14 protein-coding genes, 1 tRNA gene and 1 pseudogene are annotated in these 15,283 nt (G+C 40.6%); 14 read left to right on the plus strand and 2 right to left on the minus strand.

What is annotated here, in order from left to right; all coding sequences use genetic code 11:
• Window positions 1–12 precede the first annotated feature (12 nt).
• From HMPREF9431_RS01795 to pdxT, 10 genes and pseudogenes are all read left to right on the plus strand, one after another.
• Window positions 13–336: pseudogene (locus tag HMPREF9431_RS01795) on the plus strand (IS982 family transposase); the annotation flags it as partial.
• Between the two features lie 227 nt (window positions 337–563).
• Window positions 564–2,126, plus strand: a complete 1,563-nt coding sequence (locus tag HMPREF9431_RS01800; protein WP_025070051.1) for a sensor histidine kinase — start codon at window positions 564–566, stop codon at window positions 2,124–2,126.
• A gap of 40 nt (window positions 2,127–2,166) precedes the next feature.
• On the plus strand, window positions 2,167–2,865 hold the full coding sequence (rprY, locus tag HMPREF9431_RS01805) for a response regulator transcription factor RprY (RefSeq protein WP_004379364.1): 699 nt from the start codon (window positions 2,167–2,169) through the stop codon (window positions 2,863–2,865).
• 460 nt (window positions 2,866–3,325) lie between these two features.
• On the plus strand, window positions 3,326–3,670 hold the full coding sequence (gene rpsF, locus HMPREF9431_RS01815; protein ID WP_004379365.1) for a 30S ribosomal protein S6: 345 nt from the start codon (window positions 3,326–3,328) through the stop codon (window positions 3,668–3,670).
• A gap of 2 nt (window positions 3,671–3,672) precedes the next feature.
• Window positions 3,673–3,945: a 30S ribosomal protein S18 gene (gene rpsR, locus HMPREF9431_RS01820; protein WP_004379366.1), complete on the plus strand. Its 273-nt coding sequence runs from the start codon at window positions 3,673–3,675 to the stop codon at window positions 3,943–3,945.
• A gap of 19 nt (window positions 3,946–3,964) precedes the next feature.
• Window positions 3,965–4,474: a 50S ribosomal protein L9 gene (gene rplI, locus HMPREF9431_RS01825; protein WP_004379367.1), complete on the plus strand. Its 510-nt coding sequence runs from the start codon at window positions 3,965–3,967 to the stop codon at window positions 4,472–4,474.
• 149 nt (window positions 4,475–4,623) lie between these two features.
• On the plus strand, window positions 4,624–5,511 hold the full coding sequence (fabD, locus tag HMPREF9431_RS01830) for an ACP S-malonyltransferase (RefSeq protein WP_004379368.1): 888 nt from the start codon (window positions 4,624–4,626) through the stop codon (window positions 5,509–5,511).
• The gene (locus tag HMPREF9431_RS01835) at window positions 5,511–7,181 is read left to right on the plus strand and encodes an alpha-amylase family protein (RefSeq protein ID WP_004379369.1); all 1,671 of its coding nucleotides are present in this window, start codon (window positions 5,511–5,513) and stop codon (window positions 7,179–7,181) included. Before fabD ends, HMPREF9431_RS01835 begins: the two co-directional genes overlap by 1 nt.
• A gap of 47 nt (window positions 7,182–7,228) precedes the next feature.
• A complete protein-coding gene (gene pdxS / locus HMPREF9431_RS01840; RefSeq protein ID WP_004379370.1) occupies window positions 7,229–8,107 on the plus strand; it encodes a pyridoxal 5'-phosphate synthase lyase subunit PdxS in 879 nt (292 codons plus the stop codon).
• Window positions 8,104–8,679 carry a pyridoxal 5'-phosphate synthase glutaminase subunit PdxT gene (gene pdxT / locus HMPREF9431_RS01845; protein WP_004379371.1) on the plus strand — a complete coding sequence of 192 codons (576 nt, stop codon included), beginning with the start codon at window positions 8,104–8,106 and terminating at the stop codon, window positions 8,677–8,679. The genes pdxS and pdxT overlap by 4 nt, the downstream gene beginning before the upstream one ends.
• A 197-nt stretch (window positions 8,680–8,876) precedes the next feature.
• Here pdxT and HMPREF9431_RS01850 read toward each other — a convergent pair whose 3' ends face one another.
• Window positions 8,877–11,039 carry an elongation factor G gene (locus HMPREF9431_RS01850; protein ID WP_004379372.1) on the minus strand — a complete coding sequence of 721 codons (2,163 nt, stop codon included), beginning with the start codon at window positions 11,037–11,039 and terminating at the stop codon, window positions 8,877–8,879.
• Window positions 11,040–11,184: 145 nt separating this feature from the next.
• On the opposite strand from HMPREF9431_RS01850, the gene hemW reads away from it, so the two are divergent.
• The 4 genes from hemW to serS all read left to right on the plus strand — a co-directional run bounded on the left by hemW (window position 11,185) and on the right by serS (window position 14,645).
• Window positions 11,185–12,309 carry a radical SAM family heme chaperone HemW gene (gene hemW / locus HMPREF9431_RS01855; RefSeq protein ID WP_040560683.1) on the plus strand — a complete coding sequence of 375 codons (1,125 nt, stop codon included), beginning with the start codon at window positions 11,185–11,187 and terminating at the stop codon, window positions 12,307–12,309.
• Between the two features lie 237 nt (window positions 12,310–12,546).
• Window positions 12,547–12,864 (plus strand): 50S ribosomal protein L21, encoded by a 318-nt coding sequence (rplU, locus tag HMPREF9431_RS01860; RefSeq protein ID WP_004379374.1) that lies wholly within the window; start codon window positions 12,547–12,549, stop codon window positions 12,862–12,864.
• Between the two features lie 19 nt (window positions 12,865–12,883).
• Window positions 12,884–13,171 (plus strand): 50S ribosomal protein L27, encoded by a 288-nt coding sequence (gene rpmA, locus HMPREF9431_RS01865; RefSeq protein WP_025070053.1) that lies wholly within the window; start codon window positions 12,884–12,886, stop codon window positions 13,169–13,171.
• 181 nt (window positions 13,172–13,352) lie between these two features.
• On the plus strand, window positions 13,353–14,645 hold the full coding sequence (gene serS / locus HMPREF9431_RS01870) for a serine--tRNA ligase (RefSeq protein ID WP_004379376.1): 1,293 nt from the start codon (window positions 13,353–13,355) through the stop codon (window positions 14,643–14,645).
• A gap of 488 nt (window positions 14,646–15,133) precedes the next feature.
• Here the strand turns inward: serS and HMPREF9431_RS01880 are convergent.
• Window positions 15,134–15,221: transfer RNA gene (locus tag HMPREF9431_RS01880), tRNA-Ser, on the minus strand.
• Between the last annotated feature and the right edge of the window lie 62 nt (window positions 15,222–15,283).

Raw genomic sequence — 15,283 nt, forward strand, 5'->3', positions numbered from 1 at the left:
ACAAATATAGCGATGATTACCAAGGACAAAGTTACAGAAATATTCTGTATTATCAATGAGTTTGACAAAAATTTGGATGGTGAGCTGAAGAAAAACCTGCGTTTACCCAACCAGGATGGTAATGGAAAACGTTACAGAAATCGTAAAGGAAGGCTTTCCGAAAGTGAGGTGATGACGATTCTTATATGCTATCATTTCGGTACCTATCGCAATTTTAAGGAGTATTATCAGAATTGTATCCGCGGCTGCTTCCACAAAGAGTTCCCCAATGCGGTATCCTATAACCGCTTTGTAGAGCTCATGCCTCGTGTATTCTGCAAAAAGATGCTCTTCATGATAACAGGGTGTTGGAGTGTATTTACAAAGGTGCTTTATGGAAAGGTCTTTGCTAACAGAGTGTTTATGTCGAAGAATCAAAGCAGTTAGAACTATTTACATACTAAGCTTATTCTATACTTGTGCATATGAAATTAAATAGTATTTATCTTCATAAAAAAGTTAATTAAGGTAATATTGTTAACAATTAATTGTTAATCGGAAATAAAATCATTATCTTTGTCACTATGAAGAAAAGAACGATATGGACTATTGCCGCTATTATGGGGCTTTCGTTTATGGGATTGTTGTTTTTGCAGCTGCGCTATATACAGGAAATGGCAAAGATGAAAAAGGAGCAGTTTGATGAATCGGTCAATCGTGCACTCTATCAGGCTTCCCGCAATTTAGAATTAAACGAGACTTTGCGCTATTTGGAAAGAGATGTGAAAGAGTCTGAACGTCGTTCTTTTACAGTTGATTCAATGGGAACACGCTCAGGACGCCCCAATGATGGAACGATTCAACAAAGTCATCAATATGCCACTATAGGCAAGGATGGTACAATATATTCTTCTTTCGAATTGAAAACAATCGCCGTAAAGCCATCTTCTATGCCTAAGGCGATGATACTCAAATCTGATAAGAACTCCATTTCAGAAGCATCAAAGTCGTTACAAGAAATTATAAAAAACCGTTATGTCTATCAAAAGGCGCTTTTAGACGAAGTCGTTTATTCCATTTTGTATTCTGCTTCAGATAAACCTTTGAAAGAACGTGTAAATTTTAAACTTCTGGATCAGGATTTAAAAGCAGAATTGATGAATAACGGTATCAACATACCTTATCATTTTACGGTATTAACGCAAGATGGGCGTGAAGTATATCGATGTCCTGATTATTCTGATGATGGTGAGGAATACTCCTATTCACAAATGCTGTTTCGTAATGATCCACAATCAAAAATGGGAGTCGTCCGTATCCATTTTCCGGATATGAATCATTATATATTTTCGAGTGTGCGTTTTATGATTCCCAGCATTGTCTTTACATTGGTGCTTTTGGTTACATTTATTTTTACCATTGTCATCATTTTCCGCTCAAAACGTTATAGTGAAATTAAAAACGATTTTATCAATAACATGACGCATGAGCTAAAGACTCCTATTGCCAGTATATCACTTGCAGCGCAAATGCTGAATGATCGTAGTGTTGCAAAGAGTGAAACAATGCTTTCACATTTAGGTGGTGTTATCAATGATGAGAGCCGTCGCCTTCGTTTCTTAGTAGAGAAAGTGCTACAGATGAGCATGTATGACCGTAAAAAAGCTGTACTGAAGCAAAAACGAATTGACTTAAATGAAATGATAGAAAGCATCGGTCATTCGTTTACCTTGCGCGTTGAACATACGGGTGGAAAAGTGTATATAAACATTGAAGCTGTTGATTCTGAAATATATGTTGATGAGATGCATTTCCAAAATATAATTTTTAATCTTTTGGATAATGCTGTAAAATACAAAAAGGCAGATCAGCCTATAGATATTTATCTGCATACTTGGAATGAAGGCAATCGCGTATGTCTGTCTGTGCGTGATACAGGATTAGGTATAAAAAAAGATAATCTGAAAAAAATATTCGATAAATTCTATCGTGTTCATACTGGTAATGTGCACGATGTGAAAGGATTTGGGTTAGGTTTAGCCTATGTCAAAAAGATGGTCGATTTGCATGGTGGAACAATCCAGGTTGATAGTGAATATGGTGTGGGAACTTGTTTCACCATCAAGTTACCATTTTTGACTACATAAGTGAATTCAATACATAATTAAATATTAAAAAATAAGAGTTATGGAAGACAAGTTAAAAATTTTATTGTGTGAAGACGATGAGAATTTAGGTATGTTATTGCGTGAGTATCTGCAGGCAAAAGACTTCTCTGCAACGCTTTGTCCTGACGGTGAAGTGGGATACAGAGAATTTATGAAGAATAAGTTTGATATTTGCGTGCTTGATGTAATGATGCCTAAGAAGGATGGGTTTACGCTGGCACAAGAAATAAGGCAAGCCAATTCTGAAGTGCCTATTATCTTTTTAACGGCAAAAACGCTGAAAGAAGATATATTAGAAGGCTTTAAAATTGGCGCAGATGACTACATCACAAAGCCTTTCTCTATGGAAGAGCTCGTGTTTAGAATTGAGGCTATCTTGCGTCGTGTGCATGGTAAAAAGAGCAAAGAGAGCACACTCTATCATATTGGCGAGTTTACTTTCGACACTCAAAAACAACTTTTAGTTATTGGAGAAAAGCAAACAAAACTAACGACCAAGGAAAATGAGTTGTTAGCACTGCTTTGTTCACATGCCAATGAAATTCTTCAGCGTGATTATGCTTTGAAGACCATTTGGATTGATGATAATTATTTTAATGCGCGTTCTATGGATGTCTATATCACCAAGCTGCGCAAGCATTTAAAGGATGATCCTCAAATTGAAATTATTAATATTCATGGTAAAGGGTATAAGTTAATCACACCTGAAGAGGATTAAGCAACTTAAAAAGGCCATTTCATCGCATGAAATGGCCTTTTTTATGCACTAATATCAGCGATATTAGGCCACAAAAGCTATGCTATTGTGACGAACCTTGTAACGATAAGGGTTATTCTTGTGGCGTGCAACTATAAAAGTAGCCCGCAATCCCTGCAATAATGAGTAATAAGCCTATTCCTAACAACGAATTATGATGTTGCAAAAAAGAAATCCTTGTTGAGGCCAAAAATAGTACACCCGTATACACAAGCGGTAAACTTATTTTACCAAGTAGTATTTGTATTTTGCGTAATTTATTTTTTTTCATAACCATCTATTTCGTGACAAAGTTACAAAAAAATTTGTTTATGTCGCAAAAAGGCAGTACTTTTGCACCGCATTTTGGGTACGTGGCAGAATGTTCACAAAGGCTTAGGTGCATTTTTATATACAATTAATTAAATCAATTTAAATTTGTATGAATCAATACGAAACCGTTTTCATTTTAACTCCCGTTTTGTCTGATGAACAGATGAAGGAAACGGTCGCTAAATTCAGAAATTTACTTACCGACAATGGTGCTGAAATTCTGAATGAAGAGGCTTGGGGACTGAAAAAGATGGCTTATGCCATTGACAAAAAGTCTACAGGATTCTATTGCTTAATAGAATTCAAAGGCGAACCCACAATTGTGAATACACTCGAAACAGGCTATCGCCGTGATGAGAGAGTAATTCGTTACATGACAACTCGCTTGGATAAGTATGCTGCACAGTATGCTGAAAAGCGCAGAAGTAAATATGCTAAAAAGGCGGAGGCTTAATTATGGCAGAACAAAAGAAATCAGAAATCCGTTATTTGACAGCTCCTTCAATTGATACACGCAAGAAGAAGTATTGTCGTTTTAAGAAGAGTGGTATCAAGTATATCGACTACAAAGATCCCGAGTTCTTGAAGAAGTTCTTGAATGAGCAAGGCAAAATCTTACCTCGTCGCATTACAGGTACTTCATTGAAGTATCAGCGTCGTGTTGCACAAGCTGTTAAGCGTGCACGCCAAATCGCATTGCTCCCCTATGTAACCGATTTGATGAAATAATGAAGGAGGACTCGTTAGTATGGAGATTATTTTAAAAGAAGATATTATCGGACTTGGATACAAGAATGATATTGTAAATGTAAAGAGTGGCTATGGCCGCAATTTCCTTATCCCCACAGGCAAAGCTATCATCGCTTCAGCTTCAGCAAAGAAAGTTTTAGCTGAAGATTTAAAGCAGAAAGCACACAAGTTGGCTGTCATCAAGGATGAAGCTCAGAAGAAGGGCGCTAAACTCGAAGGTGTTGTTCTGACGATTACTGCAAAAGTTAGTGCGACGGGTGCACTCTATGGCTCTGTAAATGCAGCTACCGTTGCTGAAGAATTGGCTAAGAAGGGTATCGAGGTTGATCGCAAGATTATCACCATGCGTGATATTAAGAAAGTGGGCGAAGGAGAGGCTACGGTTCACTTTCATAAGGATGTTGAAGTCAAAGTGCCTGTGATTGTCGTTGCAGAAAATGCACCAGTTGAGGCAGCTCCTGTTGAAACAGAAGTGGTAGAAGTCGTAGAAGAACCTACTGCAGAATAGACTATATTCAGTATTGCACTGTAAAGCAAATCTATATAGATCCCGAGACCGACTGTTGGTTCTCGGGATTTTTGGTATTCTGTGCCTAAAATTCTACTTTTTTTTGTACTTTTGTGCAATCAATCAAAATCAATAATAATAAAAAAGATATGAAAGCATTTGTGTTTCCTGGGCAAGGTGCCCAATTTGTTGGTATGGGAAAAGAGCTTTATGAAACGAATTCTAAAGCGAGAGAGTTGTTTGATAAAGCTAATGAACTTTTAGGTTTTAAGATAACCGATATCATGTTTGCTGGGACCGATGAACAGCTTAAGGAAACAAAGGTCACACAGCCTGCTGTTTTCTTGCACAGCGTTATTCAAGCATTGTGTTTGGGTGATGACTTTGATGCCAAAATGGTAGCGGGGCATTCTTTAGGAGAGTTCTCAGCCTTGGTGGCCGCTGGAGCTTTAAGTTTTGAAGATGGTCTGCGTTTAGTTGCAGCACGTGCGAATGCAATGCAGAAAGCATGTGAACAAAACCCCGGCACAATGGCTGCAATCATTGGGCTGCCAGATGAGAAAGTCGAAGCTGTTTGTCAAGAGGTGAGCAGTGCAGGGAATATTGTTGTTGCAGCAAACTTTAATTGCCCGGGGCAATTAGTTATCTCTGGAAATGTTGAAGCAGTGAATGCTGCTTGTGAAAAAATGAAAGAAGCAGGGGCAAAACGTGCTTTACCTTTGAACGTTAGCGGGGCATTTCATTCACCCCTGATGCAGCCTGCAAAAGATGAATTGCAAGCAGCGATTGAAAAGGTTCATTTCCATGCGCCCAAATGTCCTATTATCCAAAATGTAGATGCAAAGGCTCATACTGATGCAAATGAGATTAAAGCGAACTTAATTGCGCAATTAACAAGTTCAGTTCGTTGGACAGCCAGCGTTCAAGAAATGGTTGCTATGGGTGCAACTGAGTTTGTTGAATGTGGTCCAGGTAAGGCCTTGCAAGGAATGATTGCTCGCATTAACAAGGAAGTTAGTGCTCATGGTTTAGCGTAATGCAACATAAACTCCTTGTTTATCAAGTATTACCACGTCTTTTCGGCAATATGAACCCAACTCGTAAAGAGTCAGGTTCTGTTGCCGAAAATGGTTGTGGTAAGTTTTCCGCTTTTACTTTAGCACGGTTAAAAGCGCTCCGTTCACAAGGCTTTTCTCACATTTGGTATACTGGAGTATTACGGCATGCTACACAAACAGACTATAGTGCATTTCGTATTCCACGTCAGCATGCAGACGTTGTAAAAGGCAAAGCAGGCTCACCTTATGCCGTGGTGGATTATTATGATGTTGATCCTGATTTAGCGGATGATGTTCCGTGCCGTATGCAAGAGTGGCAAGCTCTGATAGCTCGTACACATGCAGCTGGTTTGAAAGTAATGATAGATTTTGTTCCTAATCATGTAGCACGCGAATATCAATCCGTTGCTAAACCTACAGGTATATCTGATTTGGGTGAAAAGGATGATGTCAGTAAGCATTTTTCTGTGCAGAACAACTTCTATTACTGCTGGGGACAGCCTCTAAATCTTGAAAATATCACCAAACATTCATCTTATATTGAGCAGCCTGCGAAAGCAACTGGAAATGATTGCTTTCATGCAACGCCACAGAAAAGTGATTGGTATGAGACCATTAAACTCAACTATGGCATTGATTATTGCGATGCAGGTGGACGAAGTGAACATTTTTCGCCAATGCCTCGCACATGGATGATGATGCTTGATATTCTTTTGTTTTGGGCTTCAAAGGGGATAGATGCTTTTAGATGTGACATGGCAGAAATGGTTCCGGCAGCCTTTTGGCAATACGCGACGTCTGAAGTGAAACGACTTTTCCCGCATGTTAGCTTTATTGGTGAAGTATATAACCCCTCACTCTATCGTCTTTACATTCGTAGCGGATTCGATTATCTCTATGACAAGGTTGGCATGTACGATTGTTTGCGGAGTGTAGTACGTGGTGAATGCGATGCAACCGCTATCACACAAGTTTGGCAAGCAACCGATGACATTCACACCCACATGCTTTATTTCTTAGAAAATCACGATGAACAACGCATTGCCAGTGATTTTTTTACCCATGATGGACAACGGGCTTTGCCTGCAGTTGTTGTGGCTTTGCTGCTGAGGACCAATCCTTTTATGCTTTATTTCGGGCAGGAATATGGTGAACGTGGTATGGATAAGGAAGGATTTAGTGGAGTCGATGGGCGTACAACTATTTTTGATTACTGGGCATTAGACACGCTTTTGCGCGCACAGGCCGTTCCACAGCAACTTACATCAACCGAGCTGCAATTAAAAAAGTGTTATGAGAAGCTATTACGAATAGCAGCAGAGGAGAAGGTTATTCAGGAAGGAGAGTTTTTCGATTTGATGTACGCTAATTTAAATCGTAGTGATTTTGATACGCATACCGAGTATGCTTTTATTCGTCACACAGAGCATGATAAACTTCTCGTGATCGTGAATTTTGCTTCAGAAGATAAATTTACGGGCGTTTTCCTGCCTGCACATGCCTTTGATTGTTGCCGGCTTTCATTGTGCAATGTCAAGGCTTGTGATTTGCTGACGGGTGCAGTGGTAGAACTCCCTCTCAGGCGTGATGCAGCATTATATGTCGATGTTCCAGCTTTTGGCATGCGTATTCTGAAATTCAGCGTGTGACAAAGCACCATTTATTTGATGATTAAATTAAATATTATAACAAGAAGATGAAAGAAGTTAACCAACAAGAATTAAATCGCAATTTAGCACAGATGCTAAAAGGCGGAGTGATTATGGATGTCACCACTCCAGAGCAGGCAAGGATTGCCGAGCAAGCGGGTGCGTGTGCAGTGATGGCTTTAGAGCGAATTCCGGCAGACATTCGCGCCGCAGGAGGAGTTTCTCGTATGAGTGACCCCAAGATGATTAAAGGAATTCAGGCGGCTGTATCCATTCCCGTGATGGCAAAGTGCCGCATTGGTCATTTCGTAGAGGCGCAAGTACTGCAGGCTATCGATATCGATTATATTGATGAGAGCGAAGTGTTGTCTCCAGCCGATGGCGTTTACCACATCGATAAGACAAAATTCAAGGTTCCTTTTGTCTGTGGTGCAAAGAATCTTGGAGAAGCGTTGCGCCGCATAGCCGAAGGAGCAGCAATGATTCGTACAAAGGGCGAGCCAGGAACAGGTGATATTATTCAGGCGGTAACCCACATGCGTGCAATGCAAAGTGAAATTCGCCGCATAGCAAGCATGGCCACCGACGAACTTTATGAAGCAGCAAAGCAATTGCAAGTACCCTATGAGTTAGTGTGCTACGTGCATGATAACGCAAAACTCCCTGTCGTAAACTTTGCTGCAGGTGGAGTTGCAACGCCTGCTGATGCTGCACTCATGATGCAATTAGGTGCTGAAGGAGTGTTTGTGGGGAGTGGTATCTTCAAGAGCGGAAACCCTGCTAAGCGTGCGGCAGCCATTGTGAAAGCTGTCACTAACTATCAGGATGCTGCATTAATAGCTTCACTCAGTGAGGATCTCGGCGAGGCCATGGTGGGTATCAACGAGCACGAGATTGAACTCTTAATGGCAGAACGAGGCAAATGAGAATAGCTGTATTAGCTTTGCAAGGAGCCTTTGCCGAACATCGAAAAATGTTGCAGACATTGGGTGTAGAGAGCTTTGAGGTGAGGCAGGCTGTCGATTGGGAACAACCCAAAGATGGATTGATACTTCCTGGCGGTGAGAGTACGGTGCAATCAAAACTATTGAAAGAGTTGTATCTACTCGATGCGCTGCGGCAGGATATTTGCAATGGTTTGCCAGTGTTTGGCACTTGTGCAGGACTCATACTCTTGGCTCAGCATGTGGAAAATGATGTGCGTGAGCGCCTGGGCACGATGCATATCACAGTGAAGCGTAATGCCTATGGGCGGCAAACAGGTAGCTTTTTCACCGAAGATAATTTTGCGGGACAGACTATTCCGATGTCATTCATCCGTGCACCTTATATTAGTGAGGTGGAAAATGATGTCGAAGTGCTTTCTACAGTCGATGGGCACATTGTGGCAGCCCAGCAGGGCTGCCAGCTTGTGACGGCCTTTCACCCGGAATTACTCACTGACACCACGGTGCATCGACATTTTCTATCAATAGTGAAGGAGACAAAGATAGATTAGAACCATTTCAATGATGGTAATTTTCAATAACGAAATAAACCCGGGAGTTTGATATAACTTCCGGGTTTATAATGAAGCAAAACCTCCAAAAAGAAAAGGTTAGCAACTTTTTAGGCAAATTTCTTACCTTAGAATCACGTAGATATACAAAAAAATAGGCGAGCCATATAACTCGCCTATTCTATATAAACAACTATTTATTCTACTTTTTCTGCCAATTCTTTTTCGTGGGCTGCAATCAAAGTTGCCTGAAGTTCTGTGGGAACAAGCTCATAACTTGCAAACTTTGTTGTGAAAGAGGCTCGTCCTCCTGTCAAAGAACTTAACGAAATGCTATAGTTACTGAGTTCTTTTAGAGGTATTTTAGCTTGTAGTTTCTGGTAACCTGCTTCAGTATCCATACCCACAATCAATGCTCTTCTACCTTGTAAATCACTCATAACATCACCCATAAAATCAGCAGGCACATACACCTCTAAATCATAAATGGGTTCAAGAATCTTTGGTCCAGCCTCTTTGAAAGCATCAGAGAAGGCATGGCGTGCTGCCAACATAAATGAAAGCTCATTACTATCAACAGGATGCATCTTACCATCAACCACGACGACTCGTACATCCCGCGCATAACTTCCTGTCAGTGGGCCATGTTCCATACAATCCATTACACCTTTTAATATAGCAGGCATAAAGCGTGTATCTATAGCTCCTCCCACAACTGAGTTTATAAACACGAGGCGACCACCCCACTCCAAGTCAATAACTTCTTTACTTTTAAGGGTAACTTTAAATTCCTGTCCATTAAAATTATAAGTAGTAGGATCGGCCATTCCTTCAGCATAAGGTTCAATGATAAGCTGTACCTCACCAAATTGTCCGGCACCACCACTTTGCTTCTTATGGCGGTACAGCGCCTTTGCCTTTTTGGAAATAGTTTCTCGATATGGAATTCTGGGCTCAGTAAAGATTACTTGTAGCTTCTCGTTGTTTTCTAAGCGCCATTTCAATGTGCGCAGATGGAACTCACCTTGTCCATGTACAATAATTTGCCGTAGCTCTTTACTTTGTTCTAAAACCCAAGTTGGATCCTCTTGACTCATGCGTTGAATAGCAGCAACCAGCTTTTCGGTATCTTGGCTGTTAACAGCTTTCACCGCACGACTATACTTCGAGTTGGGATATTTTATAAAATTATAATGCCAGTCACAGTCCTTTTCATTCAAAGCATTTCCCGTCTTTACATCCTTCAATTTCACAGTGCAACCAATATCACCCGCTTGCAAGCTGTCAACAGGTAACCGAGTTGCACCTGCACAAACATAAATCTGCCCAATGCGTTCCTTACTTCCACGGTCAACATTCGTTAGATCCATTCCGGCAGATACGGTTCCACTCATCACTTTAAAATAACAAACTTCACCTATATGTGGTTCCATTCCCGTTTTAAAGAAGTACAAACTTGTTGGACCAGAAGCGACAGGAACGACTTCCTCACCACGTGAATTATGCGGGACAGGCATTTCGTTTACAAAAGGAACAACATTACCCAAGAATTCCATCAGGCGTTGAACTCCCATATCTTTTCCTGCACAAACACAGAATACAGGGAAAATGCCTCGTGTAACTAACCCTTTGCGGATGCCTTCGCGCATTTCATCTTCAGAAAGTGCTTCTGACTCAAAGAATTTCTCCATCAACACTTCATCATGCTCTGCAGAAGCTTCAACTAAAGCCTTATGCCAGGCTAAAGCCTTAGGCATTTCCTCTGAAGGAATATCTTCTATGATGGGGGTACCACCTTCTGCTTTCCACGAATACTTCTTCATGACAAGCACATCGATTAATGCATGGAATTCTGGTCCTGTCTGCAACGGATACTGGACGGGGACACATTTTTTTCCATAAATTTCTTGCATGGATGTGATAATAGCATCGAAATCACATTTATCACTATCCAACTGATTAACTAAGAATATAACAGGTTTTTTTAGCTTCTCCGTATAACGGAAGTTATTTTGTGTTCCTACTTCCGGACCATATTGTCCATTAATTAAAATAACAGCTTGGTCTGTTACATTCAGGGATGTTACCACACCACCCACAAAATCATCGCTACCCGGGCAATCGATAATGTTAAGTTTCTTGTGATTCCATTCCACATGCGTAACCGTTGGAAAAACAGAATAACCATACTCTAACTCTACTGGGAAATAGTCGCTTACCGTATTCTTTGCGGCTACACTCCCTCTACGCTTGATAACACCTGCTTCAAACAACATGCACTCGGCCAAAGTTGTTTTGCCACTACCCGAACTTCCGAGTAAGGCCACATTCTTGATTTCATTCGTCTGATAGACCTTCATATACCAATTAGATTTAAAAAAATTATAAATTGTTTTGCTGTTAGAATGCAAGATAGACCTACATTTTCGTGGTCTAAGGTAGAAAAAATATTATAATCCACAAAAGATTTGAACAAAAAATGTACTTTTGCAGGAAAATAGATACATGCAAGGTCTCTATATCCATATCCCATTCTGTATAAATCGTTGTATTTATTGCAACTTTTATAGTACGACACAACGACAGCTACAACAACAATATGTTGATTCTCTGTGTCAAGAGATGCTGCTTAGAGCAGATGAAGCACAACACCTCTCTACTATATATATAGGTGGGGGGACTCCAAGCGTGCTGACCATTAAACAATTAAAACAGCTCTTCGCACAAATTGAATCCCTTTGGGGAGGAAACTGGAAAGAAGTGACTCTCGAATGCAATCCTGATGACCTTACCCCATCTTTCATAGAACAGCTTACAATGCTTCCTGTGAACAGAATAAGTATGGGGGTACAAACATTTGATGATAAGCTGCTACAATTTCTTCACCGCAGACATACAAGTCAACAGGCACTATATGCTATTGAACTATTGCATCAAGCTAAGCTACACAATATCAGTATTGATTTAATGTTTGGACTACCTAACCAAACTTTAGTACAATGGATGAACGATATCAATATCGCTTTACAATGCGACGTTCCACACATTTCAGCCTATAGCCTAATGTACGAGGCTGGAACAACCTTATATAAATGGCGTGATAGCGGAAAAATACATGAAATTAACGACCTGTTAAGCCGAAACATGTATACAGAACTATGCCAACGCTTAAAAGCAGCTGGCTATGAACACTACGAAATCAGTAATTTTTGCAAGCCCTATCATCGTAGCTTGCATAATAGTAGTTATTGGCACGAGATACCTTATATAGGAATAGGTGCAGCAGCTCATAGTTATAATGGGGAACAACGTAAATGGAATGTATCAAATGTCATGCAATATATGGAAGCTATAGCACGTCAACAACTGCCACAAACGATTGAGATTTTAGATCTTTACACACGTTACAATGATCTTGTCACTACGGCACTACGCACACAAGAAGGTATCGATCTCGCTTATTTGACACACGAATACGGCTCCCAGTTGGCAAATTATATGAAACAAGAAGCCCAAAAACATTTAAAAGATGGTAATCTTATCCTAAAGGATAATCATCTGCGTATTAGTGAACAAGGATTATTTGTCTCGGATGATATTATGAGTGACCTCATCTATCTTACCACTTAATCCATAAATATTTTATGATTACTCCTCCTATTGTATTTGTCATTAGAACTTGGCTATACTGCAATAGTTCCCAAACAATCTGGGTTAAGGAATATTAAAATACGGCATTTCTGCAAGCAGCTTAAATAAATTCCATGAAAATAGTGTACCTTTGCAGGCGATTTATCCCGTTTAGGCTCAAAGAAGTATTGGTAAATGCCAATCGCCTATCGGAGGAAACCCGTTTAACAATAAAATATGTACGCAATTGTAGAAATTAACGGTCAACAGTTTAAAGCAGAAGAAGGCAAAAAGCTTTTCGTACATCACATTAAAGATGCAGAAGCAGGAAAGACTGTTGAATTTGACAAAGTATTGCTCATTGACAACAATGGCGCAGTAAAAGTCGGTGCACCTACGGTAAGTGGTGCGAAAGTAGTAGTAGAGATTGTTAACCCTCTTGTAAAAGGTGACAAAGTCATCGTTTTCAAGATGAAGCGTCGCAAGGACTATCGCGTAAAGAATGGTCATCGTGCACAATTCACAGAGGTTACAATTAAATCAATTAACGCTTAAAACGAAGGAGGAACAAGAAATGGCACATAAAAAAGGTGTAGGTAGTTCTAAGAACGGACGCGAGTCAGCTTCACAAAGATTAGGCGTAAAGATTTGGGGTGGCCAAAAGATTATTGCTGGCAATATCATCGTTCGCCAACGTGGTAACAAGCACTTCGCAGGTGAAAATGTAGCTCAAGGAAAAGATGATACATTATACGCTTTGACGGATGGTGTAGTTTATTTCCACAAAGGTAAATTCAATAAGAGTACGGTATCAGTTCTCTCACCCGAAGTTTACGCAGCTAAAACAAAAAGCGAAGCATAAATAAAGAAAAAGATTTATTCCAAACAAACCATAAAATCCAATTGCATAGTGCAATTGGATTTTTTATCATTTAGGATAGCTCCCCTTTATGTGGTTAAGGAAAGCGCAAAATAATATTTTCCACTTCAAAAAAAATAGTAACTTTGTGCATCAATAAAATCATCAAACAAGAAAGAAATCAATGCTTACACTCAAATTGATTAGCGAAGAAACAGAACGCGTTGTTAAAGGACTCGAGAAAAAACATTTTCAAGGGGCACGTGAGGCTGTTGAAAAAGTACTCGAATATAACGAGATACGCCGTAAAGCACAACAGAAGCTTGATGCTAACAAACAACAACAAAATCAGCTTTCCAAGCAGATTGGTGGCTTGATGAAAGATGGAAACAAAGCAGAAGCCGAAAAAATAAAAGACCAAGTGGCTGAACTAAAGGCTGCAGACAAGGCTTTAAATGAGGTTATGGAGAAAGCACAAAAGGACATGACTGAGGTGCTGCTTTCTATTCCAAATATTCCTAATGACGAAGTGCCCGAAGGTAAAGATGCTAACGACAATGTTGTTGTGAAAGAAGGCGGCACGAAGCCCGACCTTGGCGATGAAGCTTTGTGCCATTGGGATTTGCTGAAAAAGTACAACTTAGTTGACTTTGATTTGGGAGTAAAAATCACAGGTGCAGGCTTCCCTATTTATTTAGGTAAGATGGCGCGGTTCCAACGGGCACTCGAAGCTTTCTTTTTAGACGAAGCGCGCAAGGCGGGCTATTTAGAAGTGCAGCCACCTTACGTTGTCAACGAAGATTCAGGCTACGGCACGGGGCAGTTGCCCGATAAGGAAGGTCAGATGTATCATGCCAACTTAGACAATCTCTTCCTCATCCCCACAGCAGAAGTACCTGTGACCAACATCTTCAGAGATGTTATTCTTGACGAGAAAGAGCTCCCTATCAAGCGATGCGCTTATTCAGCATGCTTCCGTAGAGAAGCCGGGTCTTACGGGAAAGATGTGCGAGGTTTAAATCGCTTGCATCAATTCGATAAGGTCGAAATCGTAAGAATCGACAAGCCCGAGCACTCTTATGAGTCGCTCAACGAAATGCTTCAACATGTAGAGGGTTTAGTAAAGAAGTTAGAACTTCCCTATCACATTCTTAAATTGTGCGGTGGCGATATGAGCTTCACATCTTCTATTTGCTATGACTTTGAGGTATGGAGTGCCGCTCAAAAGCGCTGGTTGGAGGTTTCCTCGGTATCCAATTTCGAAAGCTATCAGGCCAACCGCCTGAAATGCCGCTATCGCAAACAGGAAGATAAGAAGATAGAGTTGTGTCATACACTTAACGGTTCTGCCCTCGCCCTACCCCGCATCGTTGCAGCCATCATAGAGAACAATCAGACGCCCCATGGCATCCGCGTTCCAAAAGTTTTAGTGCCCTATTGCGGTTTCGAATACTTAGATGATAAGAACTTCGATTAAAAATACAGATAAGAAGCAGATAGAAAGCCAGCACAGAGTCCCTATGCTGGCTTTTTGGTGTGAAAATACAAAAGAATCTGGTTTTGAAACTGTCACAACCGAATACCCCAAAAAAGTCAACGGATGCGGACTTTCATGGCTGAATACCCCAAAAAAGTCAACGGATGCGAACTTTCACGGCTGAATACCTCAAAAAAGTCAACGGATGCGGACTTTCACGGCTGAATACCCCAAAACGGTGAGCGGATGCGGACTTTCACGGCAGAATACCCCAAAACGGTGAGCAGATGCGGACTTTCACGGCTGAATACCCCAAAAAAGTCAACGGATGCGGACTTTCACGGCAGAATACCCCAAAAAAGTCAACGGATGCGGACTTTCACGGCAGAATACCCCAAAATGGTCACCATTTTGAAGTGTGTTGGAAAAATAGCCCTAAAAATAAAAGGACATTCGGCGCAATCAGCCAACCCAATGTCCTTTTTATGCGGAAAGGATAGGATTCGAACCTACGAAACGCTTTAGGCGTTTACACGCTTTCCAGGCGTGCCTCTTCAACCACTCGAGCACCTTTCCTCGTTTTAAAGCGTTGCAAAGCTACTATTTTTATTTGGAAATCCGGCACATTCCATCAAAAA

The organism is Segatella oulorum F0390, from assembly GCF_000224615.1.
GTDB classification, from domain to species: Bacteria; Bacteroidota; Bacteroidia; order Bacteroidales; family Bacteroidaceae; genus Prevotella; species Prevotella oulorum.

Excerpts from the sequence above, each read along its gene's own strand:
- HMPREF9431_RS01800 (WP_025070051.1), top strand. The coding sequence starts at position 564 with ATGAAGAAAAGAACGATATGGACTATTGCCGCTATTATGGGGCTTTCG.
- rprY (WP_004379364.1), top strand. The coding sequence starts at position 2,167 with ATGGAAGACAAGTTAAAAATTTTATTGTGTGAAGACGATGAGAATTTA.
- rpsF (WP_004379365.1), top strand. The coding sequence starts at position 3,326 with ATGAATCAATACGAAACCGTTTTCATTTTAACTCCCGTTTTGTCTGAT.
- rpsR (WP_004379366.1), top strand. The coding sequence starts at position 3,673 with ATGGCAGAACAAAAGAAATCAGAAATCCGTTATTTGACAGCTCCTTCA.
- rplI (WP_004379367.1), top strand. The coding sequence starts at position 3,965 with ATGGAGATTATTTTAAAAGAAGATATTATCGGACTTGGATACAAGAAT.
- fabD (WP_004379368.1), top strand. The coding sequence starts at position 4,624 with ATGAAAGCATTTGTGTTTCCTGGGCAAGGTGCCCAATTTGTTGGTATG.
- HMPREF9431_RS01835 (WP_004379369.1), top strand. The coding sequence starts at position 5,511 with ATGCAACATAAACTCCTTGTTTATCAAGTATTACCACGTCTTTTCGGC.
- pdxS (WP_004379370.1), top strand. The coding sequence starts at position 7,229 with ATGAAAGAAGTTAACCAACAAGAATTAAATCGCAATTTAGCACAGATG.
- pdxT (WP_004379371.1), top strand. The coding sequence starts at position 8,104 with ATGAGAATAGCTGTATTAGCTTTGCAAGGAGCCTTTGCCGAACATCGA.
- HMPREF9431_RS01850 (WP_004379372.1), bottom strand. The coding sequence starts at position 11,039 with ATGAAGGTCTATCAGACGAATGAAATCAAGAATGTGGCCTTACTCGGA.
- hemW (WP_040560683.1), top strand. The coding sequence starts at position 11,185 with ATGCAAGGTCTCTATATCCATATCCCATTCTGTATAAATCGTTGTATT.
- rplU (WP_004379374.1), top strand. The coding sequence starts at position 12,547 with ATGTACGCAATTGTAGAAATTAACGGTCAACAGTTTAAAGCAGAAGAA.
- rpmA (WP_025070053.1), top strand. The coding sequence starts at position 12,884 with ATGGCACATAAAAAAGGTGTAGGTAGTTCTAAGAACGGACGCGAGTCA.
- serS (WP_004379376.1), top strand. The coding sequence starts at position 13,353 with ATGCTTACACTCAAATTGATTAGCGAAGAAACAGAACGCGTTGTTAAA.